At 72.3% G+C, this 24,799-nt stretch carries 15 protein-coding genes; 10 read left to right on the top strand and 5 right to left on the bottom strand.

Features of this window, described 5'->3' with window-relative positions:
• Positions 1-12 precede the first annotated feature (12 nt).
• The 3 genes from WME89_RS29080 (at position 13) to WME89_RS29070 (ending at position 4,339) form a co-directional block, all read left to right on the top strand.
• Positions 13-1,701: a DUF1592 domain-containing protein gene (locus tag WME89_RS29080; RefSeq protein ID WP_438002946.1), complete on the top strand. Its 1,689-nt coding sequence runs from the start codon at positions 13-15 to the stop codon at positions 1,699-1,701.
• Between the two features lie 31 nt (positions 1,702-1,732).
• Positions 1,733-3,094 (top strand): DUF1552 domain-containing protein, encoded by a 1,362-nt coding sequence (locus tag WME89_RS29075; RefSeq protein ID WP_438002945.1) that lies wholly within the window; start codon positions 1,733-1,735, stop codon positions 3,092-3,094.
• Positions 3,095-3,418: 324 nt separating this feature from the next.
• The gene (locus WME89_RS29070) at positions 3,419-4,339 is read left to right on the top strand and encodes a hypothetical protein (protein WP_438002944.1); all 921 of its coding nucleotides are present in this window, start codon (positions 3,419-3,421) and stop codon (positions 4,337-4,339) included.
• 294 nt (positions 4,340-4,633) lie between these two features.
• On the opposite strand, the gene WME89_RS29065 is transcribed toward WME89_RS29070, so the two are convergent.
• A complete protein-coding gene (locus tag WME89_RS29065) occupies positions 4,634-6,232 on the bottom strand; it encodes a non-reducing end alpha-L-arabinofuranosidase family hydrolase (RefSeq protein WP_438002943.1) in 1,599 nt (532 codons plus the stop codon).
• Between the two features lie 169 nt (positions 6,233-6,401).
• On the bottom strand, positions 6,402-7,886 hold the full coding sequence (locus tag WME89_RS29060; RefSeq protein WP_438002942.1) for an endo-1,4-beta-xylanase: 1,485 nt from the start codon (positions 7,884-7,886) through the stop codon (positions 6,402-6,404).
• A gap of 1,766 nt (positions 7,887-9,652) precedes the next feature.
• On the opposite strand from WME89_RS29060, the gene WME89_RS29055 reads away from it, so the two are divergent.
• The 4 genes from WME89_RS29055 to WME89_RS29040 all read left to right on the top strand — a co-directional run bounded on the left by WME89_RS29055 (position 9,653) and on the right by WME89_RS29040 (position 15,014).
• Positions 9,653-10,435, top strand: coding sequence for a hypothetical protein (locus WME89_RS29055; RefSeq protein ID WP_438002941.1), 783 nt, complete (start codon positions 9,653-9,655; stop codon positions 10,433-10,435).
• Between the two features lie 389 nt (positions 10,436-10,824).
• A complete protein-coding gene (locus WME89_RS29050) occupies positions 10,825-11,946 on the top strand; it encodes a hypothetical protein (protein ID WP_438002940.1) in 1,122 nt (373 codons plus the stop codon).
• Positions 11,947-12,012: 66 nt separating this feature from the next.
• Positions 12,013-13,416, top strand: coding sequence for a cation:proton antiporter (locus tag WME89_RS29045; RefSeq protein WP_438011986.1), 1,404 nt, complete (start codon positions 12,013-12,015; stop codon positions 13,414-13,416).
• A gap of 152 nt (positions 13,417-13,568) precedes the next feature.
• Positions 13,569-15,014 carry a sigma 54-interacting transcriptional regulator gene (locus tag WME89_RS29040; RefSeq protein WP_438002939.1) on the top strand — a complete coding sequence of 482 codons (1,446 nt, stop codon included), beginning with the start codon at positions 13,569-13,571 and terminating at the stop codon, positions 15,012-15,014.
• Positions 15,015-15,033: 19 nt separating this feature from the next.
• Here the strand turns inward: WME89_RS29040 and WME89_RS29035 are convergent, their stop codons facing one another.
• Positions 15,034-16,542, bottom strand: a complete 1,509-nt coding sequence (locus tag WME89_RS29035) for a hypothetical protein (RefSeq protein WP_438002938.1) — start codon at positions 16,540-16,542, stop codon at positions 15,034-15,036.
• A gap of 79 nt (positions 16,543-16,621) precedes the next feature.
• The gene (locus WME89_RS29030; protein ID WP_438002937.1) at positions 16,622-20,695 is read right to left on the bottom strand and encodes a protein kinase domain-containing protein; all 4,074 of its coding nucleotides are present in this window, start codon (positions 20,693-20,695) and stop codon (positions 16,622-16,624) included.
• A gap of 29 nt (positions 20,696-20,724) precedes the next feature.
• Between WME89_RS29030 and WME89_RS29025 the strand changes: the two genes are divergently transcribed.
• The 3 genes from WME89_RS29025 to WME89_RS29015 all read left to right on the top strand — a co-directional run bounded on the left by WME89_RS29025 (position 20,725) and on the right by WME89_RS29015 (position 24,130).
• Positions 20,725-22,194: a serine/threonine-protein kinase gene (locus WME89_RS29025; RefSeq protein ID WP_438002936.1), complete on the top strand. Its 1,470-nt coding sequence runs from the start codon at positions 20,725-20,727 to the stop codon at positions 22,192-22,194.
• A 407-nt stretch (positions 22,195-22,601) separates the two neighbouring features.
• Positions 22,602-23,288: a hypothetical protein gene (locus WME89_RS29020; protein WP_438002935.1), complete on the top strand. Its 687-nt coding sequence runs from the start codon at positions 22,602-22,604 to the stop codon at positions 23,286-23,288.
• Between the two features lie 176 nt (positions 23,289-23,464).
• Entirely contained in the window at positions 23,465-24,130 is a 666-nt protein-coding gene (locus tag WME89_RS29015; RefSeq protein ID WP_438002934.1) for a hypothetical protein, read from the top strand.
• A gap of 88 nt (positions 24,131-24,218) precedes the next feature.
• On the opposite strand, the gene WME89_RS29010 is transcribed toward WME89_RS29015, so the two are convergent.
• Entirely contained in the window at positions 24,219-24,680 is a 462-nt protein-coding gene (locus WME89_RS29010; RefSeq protein WP_438002933.1) for a hypothetical protein, read from the bottom strand.
• Positions 24,681-24,799 lie beyond the last annotated feature (119 nt).

The following is a 24,799-nucleotide window of genomic DNA, read 5'->3' as shown; positions in this document are numbered from 1 at the left end:
TCGGAGAGCAAGATGAAGAAGCCGTCCTGGCACGAGCTCCGTTCCTCAAGAGAAGTCGCCGCCGTTTGTGCGCTCGCTTTCGCGGCCGCGTGCACGGGCACGCTGGGTGATTCGGTGGATGACGATGGAGGATCCTCCGCCGGAGACGATGGACCGTCGACGGGCTCGGACCCTCCGGCGTTCCAACCCGCGTCCGGGATGCTGCGCCGTTTGACGAGAACGCAATTTCGCAATGCCGTGCGCGACGTGTTCGGCGTGGAAGTCAATGTCAACAAGCTCGACGACGACAGCTGGAATGGAAATTTTGCGGTCATCGGCGCCGCGACCGTCGTGACGTCGGAGCGAGGCGTGGAGCAGTACCACACGGCCATCGAGGACGCCGTGGACGCGGTGTTCGCGGATTCCGCGAAGCGGGACCAGTTCATCGGCTGCACGCCCAGCGGCGCGCAGGACGACGCTTGCGTGCGCGGCTTCCTCGAGGCGCTGGGGCTTCGAGCGTGGCGCCGCCCGCTCGAGACAGCGGAGGTCGACCGGCTCGCGGCCGTCGCCACCAAGGCCGCGACCGAGCTCGAAAGCGCCGTCGAGGGGGCCCGCTGGGCGACGGTGGCGCTCTTCACGTCGCCGAACTTCCTGTACCGCCCGGAGCTCGGAGCCCCGAGCGCCGGTGGGTCGCTTCGCCTGACGGGCTACGAGATGGCATCCCGGCTCGCGTTCCTGGTGTGGAACAGCCTGCCGGATCAAGAGCTGCTCGACCAGGCCGCGGGCGGGGGGCTCGCGACGGTGGAGGGCGTTCGTGCCGCGGCGACGCGGCTGCTCGACGCGCCGGCTGGACGCGAGGCCATCGGCGCCTTCGCCGAAGAGTACATGCGGCTCGATCGGGTCGGCACGCAGGCAAAGGACTCGGAGCTGTTCCCCGAATACGGCCCCGCGCTGCAAGCGGCGATGGTCCGCGACATGCGGGGCACCTGGGAGGTCCTCGCGTTCGACGAACGAACGAGCGCGCTCGACCTGTTCTCGACCACGAAGGTCGTCGTCAACAAGGAGCTCGCCGAGGTCTACGGCATCGACACGACCGGCCTGAGCTCGAGCACCTTCGAGGTTCGCTCGTTGCCGGCGGACGGCCCGCGCGTCGGGCTCCTCGGCAAAGCGGGCTTCCTCTCGCAGTTCGCCAACCAGAAAGAGGGTTCGCCCACGTTGCGCGGCAAGTTCATGCGTGAGGCCCTCCTGTGCACGCCCGTCCTGCCGCCCCCCGGTAACATCGCTCTCGAGCTCCCGGAGCCGCCTGCGGACAAGCCCCTCACGAAGCGTCAGCGGCTCGAGAACCACCGGGTCGCTCCTGCATGCGCCGGCTGCCACGGGGCCATGGACCCGCTCGGCCTGCCGCTCGAGACGTTCGACGCGATCGGCCGCTACCGCACGACCGACCACGGCCTGCCGATCGACCCGAGCGGCGACTTCAACGGAGAGCCGGTCGCCGACGCGCGCTCGCTCGGCATGACCGTCAGCGCGAGCGACGCTGTCGCTCGATGCCTCGTGCGCAAGTACTACTCGTATGCAGCAGGCCACGAGGAGCGACCCGTGGACGGCAGTGTGCTGAACACGCTGGCCGCTTCGTTCGAGGCATCGGGGTTCGATCTGCGCAAGCTGGTCCTCGACGTCGTGACGAACGAAGCCTTCTCGGCCGTCGCCCCCCAACCCTGAACGCACGGTACCCCCAATGACGAACAAAGCCTTGAACCGACGAACTGTTCTCCGGGGCATGCTGGCGACGGGTGCCGCCGTCACCATCCCGCTCCCGCTGCTGGAGATCATGCTGAACCAGAGCGGCACGGCGCTCGCTCAGCCGAACACCCCGGTTTCGCCGCTCTACGTCACGTGGTTCTTCGGGAACGGCACGCTGCCGGGTCGCTGGAAGCCGGCGCGCACGGGCTCCGGCTCGGCCTGGGAGCTCAGTCCCCAGCTCCAGCCGCTCGCGGAGCACAAGTCTCATCTCACGGTGATCAGCGGCCTCGAGAACAAGGTCGTGGTATCCGGCTCCGAGCACCCCACGGGGTCGGCCGGGGCCACGACCGGCGCGGCGAACAATGGGAACGCCGTGCGCGCCGCATCCATCGACCAGGTCGTCGCGGACGTCATCTCGGCGGGGGCGCCGTACCGCTCTCTCGAGGTGGGGGTGACGCCGGCGACGCCGGGCGGCCCTCCGGACTCGTTGCATACGGTCTCACACAAGGGGCCGAACTCGCGCAACAACCCGGAGTTCGATCCGAGGGCCGTGTTCAATCGGCTGTTCATGGGCGGCACGCCCGCGCCCAACGACGACGGAGCGGACCAGGCCGCGAAGCTCGCGAACGTCCGGAAGAGCGTGCTCGACTCGGTCCTGCAGGACGGCGCGAGCCTGCAGCAGCGGCTCGGGGCGGCCGACAGGCAACGCGTGGAGCAGCACCTCGAGTCGATCCGCGCCATCGAGCGGCGCCTCGAGACGACGGCCCCCGGCGGCGGTACGCCGCCCGCGTGCAGCAGCCCGACGGCCCCCACCGCCGGCAAGGACTCGCAGAGCGAAGCCCCCCCGTCGGTGAACACCGCGATGGTCGAGCTCTCGGCGCTCGCGCTCGCCTGCGAGAGGACCCGCGTGCTCTCGTTCATGTTCTCGCTGCCCGCCGCGCACGTCTACTACCGGCACCTCGCGCAGGACATGAACGACGACTTTCACGACACCATCTGCCACGGGGATGCCGGAGACCAATCGAGTCAGCCTCGCGTCGACAAGGGCGTGATCTACACGATGCGCTGCCTGAACGAGTTCTTGACGAAGCTCAAGAGCACGCCACACGGCAGCTCGAACCTGCTCGACAACACGCTCGTGTACGTCACGTCCGACACCGCCTGGGGCAAGGTGCACACGAAGGCGGAGTGGCCGGTGCTCCTCGCGGGGAAGGCCGGAGGACGGCTGCGCGGCGACCAGCACAACAACTACCCCGGCGAAAACCTGAGCAAGGCGCTCCTGACGGTCGCCCAGATCATGGGCTCGAAGGCGACGGAGATCGGCCTCGACGCGGGGCGGGTCACGTCACCGCTCGCCGGCATCCAGGTCTGAGCGCGGCGTCGCGGCGCCTGGAAGGGGCGCTCGGTAGGCGCTCGTCGACCTGCCGGCGCCGCCCCATCGTCCCCGGATCGAGGACAACCCACCTCGCGATCGAGCGGCCCGCTGCCGCGACACACGCCGACTGCGCCGCGATCCGGCGGCGGCGACCGTCCACCTGCGCTCGAAGACATGCATCGTCGTCAAGATTAAGGTGCTGGAGTAGACGGCCCAACCAGCGGCTGCGCTCGACGCTGCGCCCAGGCGCGTAGATGACGCCGGTGCACTATTGTCCTACCCTCTCTTGCAGGCGCTCCGCAAACATAGGATACTGGTTCTATGAAATCGATTCTTTATTTCGCTACACCGCGGCTCGTCTGCGCGAACCGCACCGCCATCGATGGCCCCGGTCCGAGTCCCGATACCGCAGGGATGCGGAGCAGCTGCGCAACGCCGGCGATGGCTCTGCTTGCGCTGCTGCTCACGGTCGCCGGATGCAGCGGCACCGAGACGGGCGGCACGGGGGAGACCGGTGGAACCGGGGGAACCGGGGGAACCGGGGGAGCAGCGCCGGGCGATGCCAGTACGCATGACGCCGCGTCGGGCTCGGGTGGCAGCGGTGGCTCGGGTGGCGGTGGTGGCTCGGGTGGCGGCGGTGGCTCGGGTGGCGGCGGTGGTGCCGTCGATGCAGGCAGCGGCGGCGCCGCTCCAGATCTGGCGAGCTATGCGAGCGGGTTGGACAAGCTGTTTGTCGATGCCCCGTGCGACCCGTCGACGCCCTTGCCGCTGGCCGCCATGGCGACGTGCACTCATCCGGCCAACACCCAGCGCATCGAGAAGCAGGTGAGCTTCGGCGGCGATCCGAGCACGACGTACTCGGTCAAGCTGCGGGTGCGCGGGATCTGGGAGCCGACGGACATCGTGGGGGGGGAGATGCCCATGAAGCCGTTCATGATCGGCGGCACCATTGGCCCCAATGACGCCATCAATTACCAGCAATATTCGATCGAGGTGAGCGAGCCGCACCAGACGTACTGGCTGAACAATTACCAGTACCGCGCTCACGACATTCACAAGGCGGACTACGAGGCGACGATCCAGGTCAACGGCGGCGCCACGGTCAAGGTGGTGATGAACGACGGCAACGAACGCCAGATCGCCAACTGGACCAAGGACTATTTCGAGGGGCTGCCACCGTACGACACGGCGCCGACCACCGGCCAGATGCTGCGCCTGGACGTGGTGTCGGTGAGCGAGTAGGGCGTCGGCAGACCTGCTGCCCGACGGCCTCGCTGGGCCCATGATCTCGTCCGCGTCCGGAGGTGCAGCGCGGCCTGGGACGCGCCGTGCTCCGGCAGCGGACAGCTGTTGAGCGCGCGCTCGCCCACACCGCGGCGCGGAGAGGACTCCGCGCGCACCATGGGCGCCAGGAGAGGCCTGTTCGACCTCCGGCGCGCGGCAGCGAGCCAGAACGTCGATGCGGGTGAGCAAGTTGATAGGGGAGGAGGCGGGGCGACCTGCTGGAATTCGATGAATCCCAGCAGGTCCGGCCCTCTAGCGAACCGCCTGCAACAAGCCGAGGCGATACGGGAGCTGCGAGTATTCGCCGCCCGAGCTCGGATTGCGTCCTTGATACAGGAACTTCAGATTGCAGGTGTCGATCGTCGCCGTTTCGTCGTTGCCATCGCGCACCAGCTCGCCATGGCTGACGTCGTCGGTCCAGTCAGCCACGCCGGACGCGTAGGTGACGTTGTTTTGACCTGCGAACGGCGCGTTCCAGGTATGCGCGAGCGGGGTCCACGTGCCATCGAGGCGATCCGCGGTGAATGAGCGATAGAACCTGGCGCCCGTCGGGCCAATGGCCTCGACCAGGGTCAAGTACTTGTTCATGCCCTTGATCTTGTACGTGGAGCTCCCCTCGAACAGGTTGTTACGATTCGAGTCCTGCATGGCGATCGAGATCGAGCCAAAGCCGTTCGGGAAATTCTGCACGGTGGTCTGGCTGCGGTAAATTTTGCCGTCGTCACCGGAGAAGAAGAGATAGCAGTTGGCGCTGTCGCAGATCACCCAGTAATCGATGGGCAGGCTGGGCATGCCGGCGGGCGTGGACGCGAAGAAGTTCTGGGGTCTGGTCCAGGTCTCCGGGCGGCTCGGGTCGGTGGTCGTGGAGAACTGCGGCGGCTGCGCTTGATAGATGAGGTACCACTTGTTGTGAGGCCTGAAGAAGAACATCTGCGGCGCGCACCGATAGCCGCTGAAGCCAGACGTGCGATCCATGGGGTATTGCGAGGCGGCCGCGGCCTGGGACCAATCGGTGAAGTTCAGGTAGGTCATCTGCCAGTTCCCGGCGGTGTTCGCCGTGGTGGCGTAGATGTGCCATTTGTCGTTGAAGAAGGAGACCGTCGGATCCTTGATGGACACGATGTTGTGAGTCGAGTCGGACTTCGGGCTCACCAGCATGCCGCTCGACTGCCAGCGGAAGCTGGTGGGCAAGCCGCAACTCTCGCCGCCCCCGCCGCTGCCGCCGGACCCGCCGCTGCCGCCGGCCCCGCCGGCCCCGCCGCTGCCGCCGCTGCCGCCGGCGCCGGTCCCGCTCGAGCCCACGGGCGTGAGTCGGAACTGCTGATTGGTACCGCCGTTCGACGCCCATTGAATCACGGCGGTGCCGTCGGCGGTGCCGCGGCTGTAGACGTCCAGGGACTTGCCGCTGTGGCGTGCGGTGAGGCGCACGACGCCGGTGGCGACGTCCGCGAACGACCACTGCTGGTTTTCCCCGGTCCAGCAGGAGTACTGCTGGATGGCGGCGCCGTCGGTGGTGGAGGCGCCCGCGACGTCGAGGCAACGGTTGCTGTTGACGTTGCGGATGCGATAGTAGCCGCCGCCCGCCGATTCCATGCGGAACTGTTGCCGCGTCGAGCCGTTGCAGCTGGCGATCTGCACGGCCGCTGCGTCAGCGGTGCTGCCGCCAGCCACCTCGACGCACTTTCCACTCTGGACGCCGACGATCGTGTAGGCCGCCGCTGTGTCGATGGTGACACTTTCAGCCAGCTCGTCGAACTCGTAGCCGTCTTCATCCAGCTGCTCGGCGGAGCCGCACGCAGCCGTGGCGGCGAGCGTCGTGACCAGCCACCATCGTCTAGATCGGATTCTCATCATTAACCCCTCTGTTCAAAGGCATATGAGGCGGAACCAGGACACATTTGAAGGCGCCCGGGATCGGCTGCGCGAGCTCTGGCCCGGCGGGTAGACTCCGTCGACCTGCGACCGAGCGGAAGAGCCTGCGCAGCGATCTCCGGGCGCGCGGATCTCAGTGATACGCGCGTCAGCGCCCCAGGTAGTTCATCAGCCAGGACATGGCGGGCCGCATCTGGCCGCTGCTGCTCATGAGTCCTGTGTTGGCCACCCACGTCTGGCCGGTGATGTACCCCCACAGCGTGACGCCTTTCACGCTCGGATGCTCGTAGAACATGGGGAACTGGCTCTGCATCACGTTGAGCTGCTGCGTGTCGTTCGCCAGGGCGATATCGTACTCGGTGATATAGACGGGCAGGCCGGTGGCGGCGAGCCGGTCGAGGAAGCCCTTCACCGTGCTGGTCGACATCGAGAACGCGGCGTGGGCCTGAGCCCCGATGCCATCGATGGGAGCCCCTGCCGCCCGGATCCGATTGACGATGTTGATCGTGTTCTGGTTGTCACCGCTGTACTCGATGTTGTTGTAGTCGTTGAGCAGCAGCTTGGCGTTCGGGCAGTACTGCCGCGCCCACTTGAACGCTTGCACGATCCAGTCGTGGCCGCTCGAGCCCGCGCCGCCGAGGGCGTTCATGTACACCGGGGTGGTGTGCGGGGGCGGCTCGTTCACGACGTCGATGATGGCGACGTCGGGGTAGCGCTGGCAGAACGCCTGGATCCACTCCTCTACCTCTGCGCGCTGCTCGCTCTGCGACAGACCGCCAATCCAGCCCGGCTGCTGGGCACCCCAGACCAGCGTGTGGCCCTTGTAGGGGATGCCGTGCTCGCGAGCGTAGTTCCGGACCCGGTCCATGCCGGCCCAGTTCATGACGTCCCGCGTCGGTTCGACGGAGCCCCACTTGCCCTCGTTCTCCGGGCTGATCTGGTTCCAGTACTGGGCCAGATCCGCTCGCACCGTCCCGCCGGTGGTGATGTTGCCTACGAACTTGCCGGTCCCGCCGCCGCTGCCGCCGCTGCCGCCGCTGCCGCCGCTGCCGCCGCTGCCGCCGGCGCCGGTCCCGCTCGAGCTCGCGGGCGTGAGTCGGAACTGCTGATTGGTCCCGCCGTTCGACGCCCATTGAATCACGGCGGTGCCGTCGGCGGTGCCGCGGCTGTAGACGTCCAGGGACTTGCCGCTGTGGCGCGCGGTGAGGCGCACGACGCCGGTGGCGACGTCCGCGAACGACCACTGCTGGTTTTCCCCGGTCCAGCAGGAGTACTGCTGGATGGCGGCGCCGTCGGTGGTGGAGGCGCCCGCGACGTCGAGGCAACGGTTGCTGTTGACGTTGCGGATGCGATAGTAGTTGCCGCCCGCCGACTCCATGCGGAACTGTTGCCGCGTCGAGCCGTTGCAGCTGGCGATCTGCACGGCCGCTGCGTCAGCGGTGCTGCCGCCAGCCACCTCGACGCACTTTCCACTCTGGACGCCGACGATCGTGTAGGTCGCCGCTGTATCGATGGTGACGCTCTCGGCTGACTCGTCGAGGTCGTAGCCGTCTTCATCGAGCGGCTCGGCGGAGATGCACGCGCCGAGCGCGAGCAGGGTCAGCAGGGGCCATCGTTCAAATCGCATTCTCATGAGGTTCTCCTGTACCCAAGCGGGCATGTCGTAGGCTGTGGTGTGAAGGCGGCCCCTTCGACGCATGGACGAGTTGTCGAGATAGCGTCGCTTTTCCATGGGGCCGGATCACATGGCAAGATGTTCTGTCAACCCAGGGCAGCTCCCGCAGTTGGGGCTTGACGTCTCCGAAGCGTTTGGACCTCCTTCTCCCCCACCACGTCGATCGAGGTGTCCCTGGCCGAGCCGCTTTCGGCCGAGCTGTGCCGCGTGCGCGGGTCGTGGTCGGACATGCCGACCCACCCTCGAGGCGGCATCGTCGCCGGCGCCGGGGCTCAGCGTGCCGAAGAGCTCGATGGAGATCTGAATCTCATCGATCAGCCCACTTGGCCCGCGGGGCGCGTTCTCCCAGCGCTCTCGAGATCGGCATCGGAGCCGCAGGCAAGAAGGACCATGATCGCAGGGAACACGAACAAAGAAGTTCTCATTTTTACACCAGTCCGGCGAGAGCGCCGGCATGGAAGCTGGGAATGCCGAACCTCGTCTCGTTGACATCGCGTCTCGTTCGAATGGCCCGGTCAGGCTCGCGAGCGACCCGGTGCAGTACCGCGGGCGCGCGGGTCGCCGTGAAGACGAGGCCTCGCGCCCAGCGCTGCCGAGGCGCGACCGCAACGTGCGCGGGCTCACCGTTGCTCGCGTCCGTGACGAGCGAGCGAACGGAACCGATGCCGAGATCGATCGGCTGACGAAGGTCTCGGTGCATGACCGGCCTTCCGATGAGAAGCAAAAGAATACTTACAAGGCCTAATGTGAACGCTCACATCACGGATGTCAACTCCTAAAGGCTGTTGAGTGGAGGCGGCCCCTTCGATGAAGAGATAAGTTGCTGATACGGTGTTGCTTTTCCAGGGAGGCCGGATCGCATAGAGACCTTTCTGTCGATCCAGAGCAGATCCCGCAGTTGAGACTTGACGTCTCCGCAGCGCTTGAGCTGCCGTCTCCGTCTCCACATCAGACTTCCTTCTCCCACATCAGGCTTCCCTGTCTCCCCTACAGTGGATTTCCTTCTTCCCCTACAGGCGCGAGCTGCGCCGCGCGCTCTGGCTGGGGACGGCCGCGCCGTCGACGGCTGTGCTCGCCACCGGGCTCCACGCCGAGGCCGGGGGGGTGACCGGGACCCCGGGCCTCCCCGCCGACGCGCTCGCCCGCCTCACGGCGCTGCTCGGCGCGCCGGCCTCGGTCGGGCCCGGGCCGGCCACGCGCGCCCACCCCGTCGCTCCGGTCGATCTCGGCGTGGGCCGCGGCGTTCCGCGTCCGCAGCGCCGCTGCTCAGCAGTCGGCTTCGCCGCCCCGTCGCCGGCGCCTTTGCCGACAGGCTCTCTCGCGATCGCGCGCCCGCGGCAGGCACGGCGGCGAGGTGTCACCCGTCGCCACACCTGACACCTGCCACACCCGGTCGGTGTGGCAGGGAGCCGGGCGTCGCAGGACAGGCGCGCGCGCTCCGGGGAAAGCGCCATCCGGAGCGCGGGCCGGGAGAAAGAGCGCCCTTCGTGAATCCCGGGTGAAGCCGGCGCCCCGCTCGCGGACCGACATCGGCTCTGGCCCCAGCCTTGCTCATACGCTCAAGCGAAGGCGAACGCCTCGCACGACGCGCTGACGAGCCCACGGTCTCGCGGACAGGCCCGCGGACGTGCCGTGAGCGTCGTACAGCGGCTTCGTGCCGCGCGCTGGCCAGACACGCGGGCAGAAGTCCGCACATGACCCATGAATGACCGAGGAGAATGACAATGACCATCCTTTCGATGCTTCGTGATCTCTCGATGGCTCGCCCCGCCTGCCGCGCCGCGGCCCTCGCCTTCGGGCTCTGTATCGTGGGCGGCTGCGCCGTCGAGCAGGATCCCGGAGCGGAGGCGGTCGAGGAAGGACTCGCCCCGATCACGACCCTGCGCCTCGCGAACGACGCCGAGGTCCGCTTCTACGAGCCGGAGGAGGGGCTCGTCCTGACGTTCACCACCGGCGAGGTGCCCGGGGCCGCGGAGGAGCTGCCCCCTGTCGCGCTCTACGAGGCGCTCTCGGGGCACGCCGCGCCACAGGCGCTGATCGACGCGCAGGCGCGCATGGATCAGGCCCGGCTCGCCCGCGGCCCGCGCCGCACCTCGACGGAGGCCGACCTTGTCGAGGAGACACCGCCGTCGCCGCAGGTGGGGCCCGCGGAAGGGCTCGGGGTCGCCGCGCAGGCCCTGACCGCGACGAGCTTCCAATCGTCCTTCTGCAACAATGCCGGCGTCGATTTCGACTATTGCTGGACCGACAGCTCCGTCGGCCGCACCACGGAGATCTCGAGCGTCAACTGGCTCCACGCACACGCTGACGCCATCGCGGGCGCTATCCAGATGACGGTGTCTTACAAGAACACCTGGGGCAACTGGATCGTGGTGTTCGACCAGACCGTCTCCGCGGCCGGGGGCGTGACCCTGTACGATACCGTGAACAACGACAGATACCGGGTCACCATCTCCAGCGTGTCCGCCGGCGACGTCTACCACCTCGCGGTCCACGGTGAGCGGTAGACCGTAGCCGGTCGATCGGTGCACGCCTCGCGCGTGTCGCCCGCGCGCTCGATGCGGCGCGAGCGACACGCAGGCGGTCACGGCCGGGACGCCGGGCGCTGGAGGGTGACCGCGAAGCGCGCCGGCCGGCGGCCGTGGGGGCGGCGAGGTCCGGCGGGAGAGGGGGCCGCGGGCGGCTCTGAAGGGGGCCGCGGGCGGCCTGAAGGGGGGCCGAGACGCTCGCCGGACAGAGCCGGCTGCCGGAGCTCCCGGACCGCGCGCTCGGCCGCCGGGCGATCCTGAGCCCCCTCCAGGGCCCCGCCGGACCCCAGATCGCGAAAGCCGCGCTGGCAATCCAGCCCCTCTCGCCTGGGCGCGCCGCCCGCAAGGAGGATAAGCTGGACCCGTAGATGGAGCCTCTTTTCGTCCTGATGATCATCTCGGGAATCGCGGGGCTCGCGAGGTGCATCGCGCAGGCGAGCCAGGAGGCGAGGCGGGCGGCGGAGGCGCGCTGGCGGATGGCCAGGCCCGTCTGGCAGCGCGCGGCGGCCCTCGTCGGCGGGCAGTTCAAGTCGGGGCCGGGCCAGTGGGGAGACCCGCGGATGCAGATCTCCGTCGTCTTCGACAACGTCGCGCTGCTCGTCGACCACGACATCGCTCAGGGCGACGCGGCCGTCGTTCGCTATCACACCCGGATCACCGGCACCGCGAGGAACCCGGCGGGCCTCAGGCTCCGGGTCAACGAGCAGCGGCTCCGCCCGTCGAGGAGCGACGGGAGCTTCCGCGCGAGGCAGGTGGACGTCGGCGACCCGGCACAGGACGGCGCCTTCGTCGTGAAGGCGAGCAACCCGACGCTCGCGCGCTGGTGGCTCACGCCGCCGCTGCGCGAGGCGCTCCGCGCGGCCGCCGGCTACCAGCTCACGCTCGAGTCGCACCGGCTCACCGCCCTCCGCGCCGGGCTGGAGGACGACGCCGAGAAGCTCGCGAGCGCCATCCGCGCCGCCGCCCTCGTCGCCGGCCGCGGCCGGGCGCTCACGAGGGAGCTGCGGGCGCTCGCGCAGGAGCTCGGCGGGCGCCTCCTGTCCGCGGGCGCGGCCTCATCCGAAGGCGAGATGACCATCGAGCTCGAGCACCGCGGCCGGCTCCTCACCGTGGAGCTCGGCCGCAAGGGGAAGAAGGGCCCGTTCTGCACCCGGGTACGCGTGCCCCGCGCCGCATCTCCTTCGGAGCGGTTCGCCCTGAGGTGCCGACCCAGGCGCGGCCCGGCCAGGAAGGCGCCAGGTCCGTCCGGCGACGACGCCCTGGCCCGGGCCTACGCCATCCAGGCGGACGCGCCGGACAGGGTGGCGCAGCGCCTCGGCGACGAGCTGAGGCGCGAGATCGCGGCGCTCCGCCCGGCGGCGATCCTGGGCGACGAGGCCGCGGTCACGCTGGTGTTCGGCCAGCTCGAGACGGGGCGCGACCGGATCGAGCGCGCGATCGCGATCGCGTCCGCGCTCGCGGCGCCCGCCCCGCACGGGCCCTATCGCTGATCGGGCGCCGGACGGCCACGACGGCCGAGGCCATCCACCGGGGACCTCAGCATGACGTTCGCGACCCTGAGCTTCCTCCAGTGGCTGGCGCTCTCGGGCGGGATCCTCCTCGTCATGGCGCTCGCTTCCGCGCACGTGAAGCGGCTGCCGGTCTCGTCGTCGCTCATCTACGTCGGCCTCGGCTGGCTGATGGGCCCGCAGGCGCTCGGCTGGATCCGCATCGAGCTCGAGGAAGGCAGCGCCTGGTTCGAGCGGCTGACGGAGATCGCCGTCATCATCTCGCTGTTCATCGGCGGGCTGAAGCTGCGGCTGTCCCCGCGCGACCCCGCGTGGTCGGCGGCCTACCGCCTCGCCGGCCCCGTCATGCTGGTGTGCATCGCCGGCGTCGCCGCCGTCGCGCACCTGCTCCTCGGGCTCGACCCGCCGCACGCGCTGCTCCTCGCCGCGATCGTCGCGCCCACGGATCCGGTCCTGGCCAGCGCTGTCTCGGTCGGCCACGCCGCGGACAGGGACCGCATGCGGTACGGTCTGTCCGGGGAGGCGGGCCTGAACGACGGCATGGCCTTCCCGTTCGTGGTGCTCGCGCTCAGCTGGATGGACCAGGGCGGCGCCGGCGCGTGGGTCCTGCGCTGGGCGCTCGTGAAGCTCGCCTGGGCGGTCCCGGCGGCGCTCGTGCTCGGGTATCTCCTCGGGGTCGGCGTCGGGCGCTGGGCGATCCAACTCCGGAGCCGCCAGCGCGACACGGAGGCGCCGAGCGACTTCCTCGCGCTGGCGCTCATCGCGCTCTCCTACGTCGCAGCCGAGCTCCTCGGCGCCTGGGGGTTCCTCGCGGTGTTCGCCGCGGGCGTGGGGCTGCGGCGGGCGGAGCTCAAGGTCGTCGCCGAGACGCCTCACCCACAGGCCGCGCCCCGCGCGTCGCGTCCGGACGCCCCGCACCCGCCGGCGGAGCACCTGGTCGGCGCGCGGGTGGAGCCCGAAGCGATGGCCGAGCCGGCCGTCGCCGCCGGCGTGCTCGTCGCGGAGACGATCTCGTTCGGCGCGACCGCCGAGCGGCTGCTCGAGGTCGCCCTCGTCACGCTCGTCGGCGTCCTCGTGGGCCCTTCCTGGAGCGCGCGCTCGCTCCTCGTCGCTGCCGTCCTGCTCGTCCTGCTGCGCCCCTTGGCCACGCGACTGCTCCTCTCCGGGACGGCCACGTCCCCTCATCAACGCTGGCTGATGGGATGGTTCGGCATCCGCGGGATCGGGAGCCTCTACTACCTCGCCTACGCGCTGAACCATGGCCTTTCCGGCGGCGCCGCTCGCGACGTCATCTCGCTCACGCTCTCGATCGTCACGGTGAGCATCGTGCTGCACGGCATCACCGCGACCCCGCTGCTCAACCGCTATCAGGCGACGCTGAGGTCCCGGGGGCACGCGGCGCCCGGTGATCGTCGGACAGGCGCGCCGGTGTCGCCGGGCTCCGAGCGCTGAGGTGCTCGGCGCCCGGCGACACGGGCGCGAGCCTCCATGGAGCGCTGCAGGCCGGCGGGGCATGGTAGATCCTCGACCCGAGGTATGCAGGCACAGGTCGACTTCCCGGCGCCTCCGCTGCGTGCGTCCTCTCGCGGGAGGAGCGGGGCAGCATGAGCGCGGCGCGCGACGAGCCGACGACGCTGGTCCGTACCCAGCGGCGCGCCGGCTCTCGCGCGGAGCCGCGTCCGTTCCTGTTCCTCGTCTTGCAGTGCCAGCGGCCGCTGGATCCGCCCGCGCGGTTGTCGCTCGACGGGATCGACGAGGTGCGGTTCGGGCGAGGCCCGGTGCGCTCGATCCACCAGCGGGCCGAGGGCGAGCGGGCGCTCCTCGACGTGCGCCTCGAGGACGGGTGGGTGTCGTCCCGGCACGCGCGGATCACGCGCGACGGCGGCCGGCTCCTCCTGGAGGACCTCGGCTCGACCAACGGCACCTTCGTGAACGGCGTGGCCCGGCAGAGCGCGCCGCTCGCCGAGGGGGACCTGATCGAGCTCGGGCACACGTTCTTCCTGTTCCGCGAGGTCGCCGCGCCGGACGAGGACCCGGGCGACGCGGTGCCGGGGCCGGGGCAGCCGCTCGGCCTCGCCACGTTCTCGCCCGCGCTGGCCGAGCGGTTCGCGGCGCTCCGGGCGGTCGCGCCGGCGAACATCCCCGTCGTCCTCCAGGGCGAGAGCGGCACCGGCAAGGAGGTCATCGCGCGCGCCCTCCACGCGCTCTCGGGCCGCCCGGGCCCGTTCGTCGCCATCAACTGCGGCGCCCTGCCCGACAGCCTCATCGAGTCCGAGCTGTTCGGCCACAGGAAGGGCGCCTTCTCCGGCGCGGCCGAGGACCGGCCCGGCCTCGTCCGCTCCGCGGACAAGGGCACGCTCTTCCTCGACGAGATCGGCGACCTGCCCGCGATGTCGCAGACCGCGTTCCTGCGCGTGCTGCAGGAGTCGGAGGTCGTCGCGGTGGGCGCGACGCGGCCGGTGAAGGTCGACCTCCGCGTCGTGGTGGCGACGCACCGCGATCTGCCGGCGATGGTGGAGAGCGGCGATTTCCGGGGCGATCTCTTCGCGCGCCTGTCGGGCTTCGTGCTCGATCTGCCGCCCCTGCGCAAGCGCCGGGAGGACCTCGGCCTGCTCATCGCGGCGCTGCTCCGCCGCGCCGCCCCGGACCGCGCCGCGGACATCGCGATGAGCTGCGAGGCGGCGCGCGCGCTCCTGCTGCGCGAGTGGCGGCTCAACGTCCGCGAGCTGGAGAAGTGCCTGGCGACAGCGATCGTGCTGGCGGGGAGCGGCAGGGTGGAGCTCGATCACCTGCCGCCGCCCGCCGGGCTGACGCGCACCCCGATCGAGCTCCCGAGGCTCGACGCCCAGCCCGGCGAGGCGCAGCGGCCCGCGGCCGAGGAGCGGCGCGAGGAGGAGCGGCGCGAGGCGCTGATCCGCCTCTTCCGTGAGCACCGGGGGAACATCAGCGCCGTGGCGCGGGCGATGGGCAAGGGGCGGACGCAGATCCACCGCTGGATCGCGCGCTACGGCATCGAGCCCGCCGACTACCGGGAACGCGAAGAAGGCTGAGCGCCCCCGCGGCGAGCGCTCAGAAGCAGAGCGGCGCCAGGGGCGCCCACGGGGCTCCCGTGGTCTCCGCGCTCGCGGGATCATCGACGATGTCCAGCGGGTTGTTGAGGTAGACCGAGATCGGGTATTGCCACTTTCGCGCGTTGCCATCGCAGTTGCCGAAATCGCCGTCGCCGCTCACGACAGGCCCGTCGGTGACCGTGCACCTGTGGACCGGCGGGCAGCTCGGTGTATTGCTGTTCGACACGTCGCAGGCGCCGACCCAGGTCGCGGCGCAGTCAGCTCCTCCACCGGCGCAGATGCGGTCGGTCATGTAGGCTTCCTGTCGGGTCCAGAACCGGCCTGTGCAAGCGAAGGCGCGCAGGAACACCGACCCGGCGACGGGCGGCGCCGCGATGAAGCTACCGTCCGCCTTCACGCGGTTGGCGCTCGCCGGGATCGCCGGGTTGAGCGCCCCGGGGCCCCACAGATTCCCGTAAAAAGCGCCCTCGGGCCACAGGAACACGGCGAGCTCCGGCGCTGGGTAGACCGCCGTCGCCTGGTCCCGGATCGCCGGGCTGGCGACGCCGGCGCCGCCGCTCGATTGCGGGCCGCTCATCACGCTGAAATAACCGCCCTCGGGGCACGTGAACTCGAGCGCAGGGCGGTTGCTGCCGCAGCTCGCGCCGCTCTGGGCGATGAAGGTGGACGTCGTCGCGTTGCAGCCGTGGATGCCCTCGCAGACGCGCAGGACCGTGTTGCCGGTGGAGCTGCCGAGCACCGGGAAGAGGAGGTTCCCGCACTTGCTCGGGGGCCTCGCGCCGGCGCCGATGTACACGCGCTCCCCCGGGAGGCACCTCCCGACGTGGTCGGCCTTCCAGCCGCAGTTGCGCGCGGCGCCCGAGGTCGCTGTGGCGCACGGCGCGAAGCTCGCGATCTGTTCGATGTCCTCTTCGTAATCCACCGTGCTCACGGCCGGCTCGGGATAGAGGAGCGCCGTCGGCCCCATGCCAGGCGGCGCGCCCGGCACCTCGCCCCGCATCGAGATGGCGACCTTCTTCTTGAGGGCGTTGACCCGCAACAACAGACACGCGGAGACTTGCTCCTGGCACTCCACGCTCGCCGGGCCGCTCGCCCAGCCGGGGCAGAGCCCGAGCTCGCCGGTGAAGGTGTAGCTCTCGCCTGTCAGCGTGTCGTCGTACGAGACAGTCTGCGTCGGATCGAGGGCGCAGGAGACGAGGTATTCCATCACCTCGCGCGTGGGCCCGTGGTGGAGCTGGTGGTGGAGCGCCTCGATACTGCTCGTGTCGGAGTAGGTCTCGGTCGCGAGCGGCTCGTTCACCATGATGCTGTTGGCCGCCCGGTTCGTGATCAGCGCGTTGCGGGTGAGCGCCTGCGGCGAGAGGCTGTTGCCATAGACGGCCTGCGGCTCGACGGCGGCCGGCGGATCGAGCGGCGAGGCGCCCTCTCCGCCGTCGACGCAGCCCGAGGCGAGGGGCGCGAGCCCGAGACAGAGCACGACAGACCCGGAGATTCGAGAGGTCATCACGACAGTCATGTTCCTTTCCGCCCGGGCGATGAGCCCGGCCATTTCACGCCGCGCGGGTGGATCCCGGCGCGGCGGCCGCTCACGGCGCGAGGAGCGCGCGCGCGAGCTCGTCGAACCGCTGCCTCCAGGAGCCGGCGGAGACCGACGCGGCCTCCGCCAGGAGCTCGCGCGCTTCCCCGCCGGCGCCCGCGCGGAGCGCCGAGAGGACCGCGCTGTGCAGCGCCTCGGCGTGCTCGTGAACCACCGCGGTGCGCCGCGCCTCCTCCAGGAGCGCGCGCCACGCCACGGCATCGAACCGACCGGCTGCCCGGTCGTCCGGGGTTTCCAGCGTCAGTTGCACCAGGCGTGCCAGCATCCGGGCGCAGGGGGTGAGATCGGCTTCGGGGAGGCTCGCGCGGGCCTCGGCCAGGTGGCGGGCCGCCTCGTCGTGCTCGCCGCGGGCGAGGTGGATGCGGGCGAGGAGCAGGACGTCGTCCGGCGAGGGGCGCTGGTTGAAGAAGCGGCGCTGGAGGTCGAGGCTGCGGCGCGCGAGGGGGAGGGCCTCGTCCAGCGCGCCCATCCAGTAGCGCATCTCGGCCAGGTTCAGGGTGGCCCAGCGCTCGAGTTGCGCGTGCCCGAGCTCGCGGGCGAGGCGCACGGCCTCGCGCTGGTCGGCGAGCGCCCGGCCCTCTTCGTGGCGCTTCATCCACATGAACACCCGGTTGATGTAGGCGGTGCAGAGGTGGACGACGTCGCCGGCGCGCAGGCACGCCTCGACGACGGCCTCGGCGTGGCGCTCGGCCTCGTCGAGGCGGCCGGCCACCGAGAGCGAGCCGACGAGCAAGAGCCGCGCGATGACGTGCGCCTCGTGGTCGCCGAGGGCGAGCGCGCCGCGGGCGGCCTGCTCCAGCTTGGGGATGCCTTCGTCGACGCGCTGGCCCCGGCAGTCCGAGCGGCCGCTCGCGAGCAGGCAGCGCGCGTCGAGGCGGGCGTCGCCGAGGCCCGCGCAGAGCTCCGCCCCGCGCGCGGCGGCCGTCGCGGAGGCGGTGAAGTCCTCGAGCCAGTCGAGCGCGGTCGCCTCCTCGAGCAGCAGCTCGGCGGCGTGGCCCCGGTCGCCGGCGGCCTCGGCGAGCGCCCGGGCGGCGCGCAGGTCGGCGAGCGACTCGTCGAGGCGCTGCAGGCGGCAGCGCGCCCGGCCGCGGCCCGCGAGCGCGCGGCAGCGGGCCGCGGCGTCGCCGCCGTCGAGGAGGCGCAGGGCCGCGGTGAAGCGCTGCTCGGCCTCGACGACGTCGTGGCGGGCGAGCGCCTCCTCGGCGAGCTCGGCGTGCGCCGCCGCGGCGGCGGGCGCGTCGCCCGCGGCGGCGGCGTGGCGGGCGATCCGGGCGCGCGCCCCCGCGGCGGGCGGCGCGGCGAGGAGGCGCCGGAGGACGGCGGCGTGCAGCGCGCGTCGGCGGGCGGGCGGGATGCGCGCCTCGACGGCCTCGCGCAGGAGCGGGTGCCGGAAGGCGTAGCGCGGCGGCGGCGCCGGGAGCGCCACGAGCACGCCGGCGCGGGCGAGGCGCGCGAGGCCGACGCCGGGGTCCAGCGCGCCGGCCGGGAGCGGCGCGCCCGGGGCGTCGAGGGTGGCTTCGAGCTCGGCCGGGGAGAGGTCGTCGCCGAGGATCACCGCGCGCTCGAGCAGGTCCACGAGCGGCGGCGGCAGGGCCGCGAGCGCGCGCGCGGCGAGGCGCTCGCCGAGCGGCGCCGCGGACAGGGAGAGCAGCTCGTCCGGCGCGAGGGCCCAGCCGTCGCCGCCCCGGGCGCGCCGGATCGCGCCGCCGGCGCGCAGGGCGCAGGCGACCTCCACGAGATCGCGCGGGACGCCGCGCGCCAGCGCGTGCAGGTGATCGAGCACGGCGCGGGGGATGAACTCCACCGGCCGCAGCCGGTCGTGGAGCAGCGCGCCCGCGGCCTCGGCGTCGAGCGGGCCGAGGTCGAGCGCGAGGCGGCGGGCGGCGCGCTCGCCCAGGCCCGGGCGGAGCGACGCGATCGACGGCCGGGCCGCGAGCACGATCGCGAGGCGCGCCGGGCTGCCCTCCGCGGTGGCCAGCTCGATCGCGTCGAGCGCGGCCGCGTCCGCGAGGTCGGCGTCGTCGAGCAGCAGCGCCAGCGGCGCGGCGGCCGTGAGGGCGGCGGCGAGCGCCCGGGCCTCGGCGTGGCGGCGCGCGCCCGCCGCCTCCAGCAGGGGCGCGGCCGCGGGATCGCGGCCGGCCATCCGGCCGAAGGCCAGCCCCACGGCCGGCCACGCGCGGGCGGCCTCCGGCGCGCCCAGGCGGCGCGCGAGCGCCGCGTCGACGGTGGCGTCGAGCGCGCCGCTGGCCGGGAGATCCAGGGCGACCCGCAGGAGCGCGACGAGGGTCGCGCCGCGCTCGGCGGCCTCCGGCCGGAGCGCGGCCGCGGCGTGCACGGTCGCGCCGCCGGCGCGGAGCGCCGCCGCGAGGGCGTCGAGGAAGCGGGTCTTGCCGTGCCCCTCGGCGCCGAGCGCGACCACGAGCGCCGCCCCGCCGCCGTCGAGCGCCTCCGTCGCGGCCGAGAGGGCCGCGGCGAGCGCGGCGTCGCGGCCGCGCAGGGAGGTCTCGCCGGGCTCGTCCGGGGGCGCGCCGCGCGGGTCGGGGGATGCGCCGTCAGGATCGGGCGGCGCGTCGTGAGGATCGGGCGGCGCGTCGTCCGGGCCCTCCGCGAGCGCGCGCTGCGCCTCGGCCGTGAGGACCGCCGGCGGCGCGGCGCCGGCGGTCCTCACGGCCGCCGCGCCGGCCCCCCAGGTCTCGGCGGTCTCCAGCGCGGTGCCCGCGAGGGTCACGCCGTGCGCGCCCTCGCGCACCCGGAGCGGCGCCACGTGGACCACGAGGGGCGGCTCCGCCAGGCCTGCGGCGACGAGGCGCCGGGCCGACCGCACCGCCGCGCGCACCCCGTCGGCCGGCGCCTCGGCGGCGGGGAAGGCGAGCACGGTGTTTTCCCCGCGAAAGCGCGCCAGGATGCCGCCCTCCGCGCGGGCGACGTCGACGAGCGCACCGGTGCGCTCGCGCGCGCGCAGGGCGAGCAGCGCCACGGGCCGGCGCTGGCCGGGGGTAGGGGAGCGCGCGTCGGCGGCGGCAGCGCGCGCGTCGGCGGCGGCAGCGCGCGCGTCGGCGCTGGCAGCGCGCGCGTCGGCGCTGGCGGCGCGCCCGCCGGCCGAGGCGACGCGCGCCTCGAGCGCCGCCGCGAGCGCGCGCGCCACGTCGCCCGCGCGGGCCGGGCGGGCCTCCGGATCCTTCGCCAGGCAGCGCAGGACGGCGTCATCGGCGGCCGGCGGGAGCGGCGCGAACGACGAGGGCGGGTCGGGCCGGCGCGCCACGTGGGCCTGCCGCACCTCGGCCGCCTCACCCACGAACGGCGGCCGGCCGGTGAGCAGCTCGAAGATCATCGCGCCGAGCGCGTAGATGTCCGCCCGCGGGTCCACGCCGCCCGCCCCGAGGCACTGCTCGGGCGCCATGTACGTCGCCGTCCCGAGGATCGCGCCGGTGCTCGTCAGATCGGGCCCGAGCGCGCCCTGCGCGCCGTCCGCTTCGCGCGAGAGCGCCGCGAGGCCGAAGTCGATCAGCGCGACCTCTCCCCCGGGCCGCAGCCACACGTTCTCGGGCTTGAGGTCGCGGTGGACGAGGCCGGCGTCGTGCACCGCGTCGAGCGCCGCCGCGATCGCGCGCGCGAGCGCGGCGGCCTCATCGAGCGGCATCGCGCCCGCGCCCGGCAGATCCGCGAGGCGCGACGCGAGCGAGCTGCCCGGGAGCCGCTCCAGCGCGAGGAACGGCCGCAGGTCAGCGGCGCGACCGCAGCCGAGGAGCGCGGGCGCCCGTGGGGGCGCGAGGCGCCCGAGCGCCGCCGCCTCGCGCGCGATCCGGCCGTCGTCCTGCCGCCGCGCCACCTTGAGCGCCACGGCGCGGCCGTCGCCCTCGCGCGTGGCCGCGTAGACGCGCGCGAACCCGCCCTGCCCGAGCATCTGTTCGACGCGGAATCCCGGGACCTGCGGGGGCGGATCCGGATCGCTCGTCTCGGTGGCGATGCTCACCGACGGCGCCGGCGGTCCCGTCAGGGCGTGCTCCGGGCACGCGGCGCCGGCCTGCGCGGGGAGGCGGCGATGGCACTCGGAGCAGCGCATGGGGCGCGAGTATACTGGGGTGGGTTGCGATGCTGCCGACTGCCGAGCTCACCCCTGAAGAGACCGCCGTCATCTCGGGTCGCCCGCAGGAGCTGGAGACGAGCGCCGCCGGCGACGCGCTCCCCGCCGGCGCGGTGGTCGGGGGGTACCTGCTCGACGAGGTGCGCCTCGCGGGCGGCTTCGGCGTCGTGCACCGCGCCTGGCCGCTCGAGGGCGGCGCCGCGGTCGCGCTGAAGGTGCTCCGCCGCGAGCTGTCGCTCCTGCCGGCGATGCTCCGGCGCTTCCAGCAGGAGGCAGAGGTGCTCGCGCGGCTCCGGCACCCGGCGATCGTCGAGATCCGCGGCGTCGGCGCCGTCGACGACGGCCGGCCGTACATCGCGATGGAGTGGCTCGAGGGCCGGAGCCTCGCGGCCGAGCTGCGCGCGCGGGGCGCCTTCTCGCCGGGCGAGGCGGTCGCGCTGATCGAGGAGATCGGCGGCGCGCTCGCGGCCGCGCACGCTATCGGCGTCGTGCACCGGGACGTGAAGGCCCAGAACGTCATGGTCCGCGGCGGGCTGTTCGACAGCGCCCCCGGCGGGGGCGGCGCGGGGGGCGTGAAGCTCGTCGATTTCGGCATCGCCAAGCTGCTCCAGCCCCCGGACGGCGCGCGCGGCGGCAAGAGCAGCAGCCTGATCCTCGGCACGCCGCTCACGATGGCGCCGGAGCAGATCCTGGGCAGCGCGGTGGACGCGCGCACGGACATCTACGCGGTGGGCCTGCTCGCCTACCAGCTCGTGACGGCCGAGCTGCCGTTCCAGGGCGCCAATGCGGTCGAGACCGAGGAGATGCACCTGCGCGCGCCGCCGCCCCTCCCGAGCGAGCGCGCGCCCGTGTCGGCCGCGTTCGACGCCGTGGTGCGCCGCTGCCTCGCGAAGGAGCCGGCGGGGCGGTACGCGAGCGTACCCGAGCTGCTCGCGGCGCTGCGCGAGGCGGTCTCCGCGCCGGGGGTCGGCGCGCCGCGCGTCGTGGCGCCGTGCGTCGGCGCGCCGGCGCGCGCGGGCGTGGACGAGCGCGCGCGACGCGGGCCGAGCACCGCGCTGCTCGTCGAGGCCGGGCTGGCCGCGCAGGACGACGCCGGCGACGAGGAGCTCGCCGACGTCGAGCGCCTGCTGCAGGCCGCGCGGGCGGCGCTCTCCCGGATCGGGGCGACGCTCGTGGTCGAGAGCGCCGACGCGCTGCTCGCGACGCTGCCCGCGCCCTACGAGGGCGCGCCGGAGCGGGCGCTCGGCTGGGTCCTCGGGCTCTGGGCGGAGCTCGGCGCGCGGGCCGGCGCGAGCCCCGGGGTCCACCCGCGCCTGGCGCTGCACGCGGCCACGCCCGAGGCGCTGCGCCGCTGGGCGCCCGGCCCGACCGGGGCGGGCGTGTTCGTCACCGACGCGTTCGCCGAGGGGCTCGCCGGGAAGGCCGCGGCCGCGACGCGCCCGGCCGCGGGCGGTGCGCTGCGCCGGGTGTCGCCCTGAGCGGTGTCGGCCTTGCGAGCTGTGTCGCCCTTGTATGGCGGCGCGCTGCCACTGCCCCTGCCACAGGGGGTGTGACAGGGGACGGTGTGACAGCGGCGGTGTGACAGGGGACGGCCAGCGTGTGGCAGGCGGAGCGCCCGTCGGGTGCTGCTGTGCCGAGAGCGCGGCGAGGGCCGCCGGGGGACCGCGCTTCATCTCGCACATCTTCGCCGCCGAGGGCCGCGTCCGCGCAGCTCGATGCTGCCGGGTGGCTGTCGCGGATGTCGCGAGGTCGCCTCCGTCCGGGCGCTGGCAAGGCGCTTGCGGTGGCGCCCCGTCGCGAGGCGCCGCCGCGACCGGGCCAGTCCTGGCCCGCCGGGCGGCCGGTGCCTCTGCCCCGACAACAAGACAGCTGAGGAGACATCGCCATGCGCATCGTTCGCCTTGCATTCGCCCTCTTCGCCGTGTCCGCGGCCGGCTGCGCCGTCGACGCGGCCGACCCTGATCTCGCGGCGGACGCCCCGAATCTCTCGGAGAGCTGGACCGTCAGCAGCTCCGCGACGAACACGGCATGGAACTCGGGTCTGGTCGCCAACCTTGCCTCGGGGGCAATTCACTGCAACCTCGACTACGGTGGAGGATACATGCTGACTGACTTCAGCGTGAACGAGGAGCCCATCGCCGACCCCGCCGAGTTCATCGCCAGCATGAACGGCATATGCCGGGAGTTCGACCTCCCGGCTCTCGCCCTCCCGCGGACCGGCAATTTCGCATACGCGAACATCTTCTCCGCGGCGAGCTACAGCCCCGGTCTGCACTGGACTCATGTCCCCGCGATCGACTCCTATCCCATCGGCATCCAGCTCCGGGTGAACGGCGCCAGTACCCACGTGAAGGACGTGCGCGTCGTGTACGCTCACAAGGACGCGACCGGGCTGGCCCTCGACGTCGCCGCGCCTCTCTACACGCCCTGGGCGATCGGGTACGCCGGGACCATCCAGAGCCTGAGCTGCCCGGCGCAGCATGTGCTGACGGGGCTGGATCTCGACTACGTCACGGCCGCGGGGCAGATCCGGTTCCTGGAGATCCACTGCAGAGAGATGGTCTGGCCCTGAGAGGGCCGGCGGCCGCCGCGTCCGCCGGAGCCTCGGCCTCCGGCGGCGCCGGGCCGGAGCGGGGGCCGCTATCTTTTCGCGGCGCGATCGTGCACCATGCCGCGAGGGTGCATGAAGGGCGAGCCGAGATCCCGCGGTGACATCGGACGGACGACAGGGCCGGACGACATGAGGACATGACGACCCCCCTGCGCCCCGAGGAAGCGCTCGCGAGCCTGCGTCGCGCCGGGCTCGCGACGCAGGTCGACGCCGCGGCGTTCGCGGCCGCGTGCGATGAGGAGCGCGCCGGCGTGCCGCTCGACGCCGAGGTCGCGCTCTCGGCGCTGGCGTCGCTCTACGGCGTGCGCGGCCCCTCGGAGGCGGGCGCCCTAGACGGCGCGTTCGCGGTGGACGAGGACGCCGCGGCCGATCCGGCGGTCCTCGCGGCCGTGTGGCTCGTCTTCGAGCGCTGGCTCGGTCGCCCGATCCCTGTCGCGGTGGCGACCGACCTCGACGAGCTCGTCTCGTACGCGGGCGACATGCTCTTTCTCGGCCGGCACGCTGGCGCCGAGGGAGAGGCGCCCTGTCTCTACTCGATCGACGGCTGGCGGACGCGCGACGACGCGTCGTTCTCGCTCTTCGCGCTGCGGCGCGACGGCGAGCCTCTCCATGCGCTCGGCGTCCCGGTCCAGTTCCACGTGCACCCGGACACGGAGGCCGCGGCCGCGGGCATCTTCCGCCTGGACGGGCTCACGGAGAGCTACCGCGAGCACGCCCCGGCGTGCGATGTTTGCCGCGACAACCTCCGGCGATCCGCCGACAGGGGCGCCCTTCCCGACGAGTTCCTGCCGCTCCTCGGCTGATCAGGGGCACCGCCGGGGAGGGAAACCATCGGCCGGGCAAACGCGAATGCGCGCGGCTGATCCTGAAGAGGGGCGGTCATACGCTCGATCACCGCGTGCCACAGACAGGCGAGCTCTCTCCGACATGCGGGCAGTGTAACTCACGATTTCCCGCGGCCTCCGTGAGGTGGTACAGACGGCAGGCGACCGTGTCGCCGGTGCTGTCCGGCCCCATGTAATCCCCTGCTTCAACCTGCGGGACAATTTCCTCGCAGGTGAGCCCATCCACGTGGTCGGGGCACACCAGCGGCGCGACGTAGCAGAACGCCCCTGTGGTCGTGCCGCACACGTCGCCGCCGCTGGGGCCCGCGTGCTTACAGTGCAGATCCGGATCCGCCGCGGCCGCATTGGCGTGGTAGGCGCGGCAGGAGAGCGTGTCGCCATCGGTGTCGCCCGCTGATCCTGGGGCGAGGTAAATACAGAAGGCTTCACATGACTCCTGCGAACCGTACTGCGTATTCCCTTCGGTGCAGCTCGCCATGATTGCCGCGCAGTAGCTGCTGCAGCTCACATCACCGGTTCCGCCGCTCGTGCCTGAGCTGACCGGCTCCTCGCCGGGAGCATAGCTGGACCAATCTGCCCCGATCAGCTGCCCACAGCCGCCGGCTGCTGAAGCCGCAAGGGGGACTG

Origin of the sequence: Sorangium sp. So ce321 (assembly GCF_051530195.1) — a bacterium.
Lineage (GTDB): Bacteria > Myxococcota_A > Polyangia > Polyangiales > Polyangiaceae > Sorangium.
This window is presented reverse-complemented; position numbering and strand designations above follow the sequence as displayed.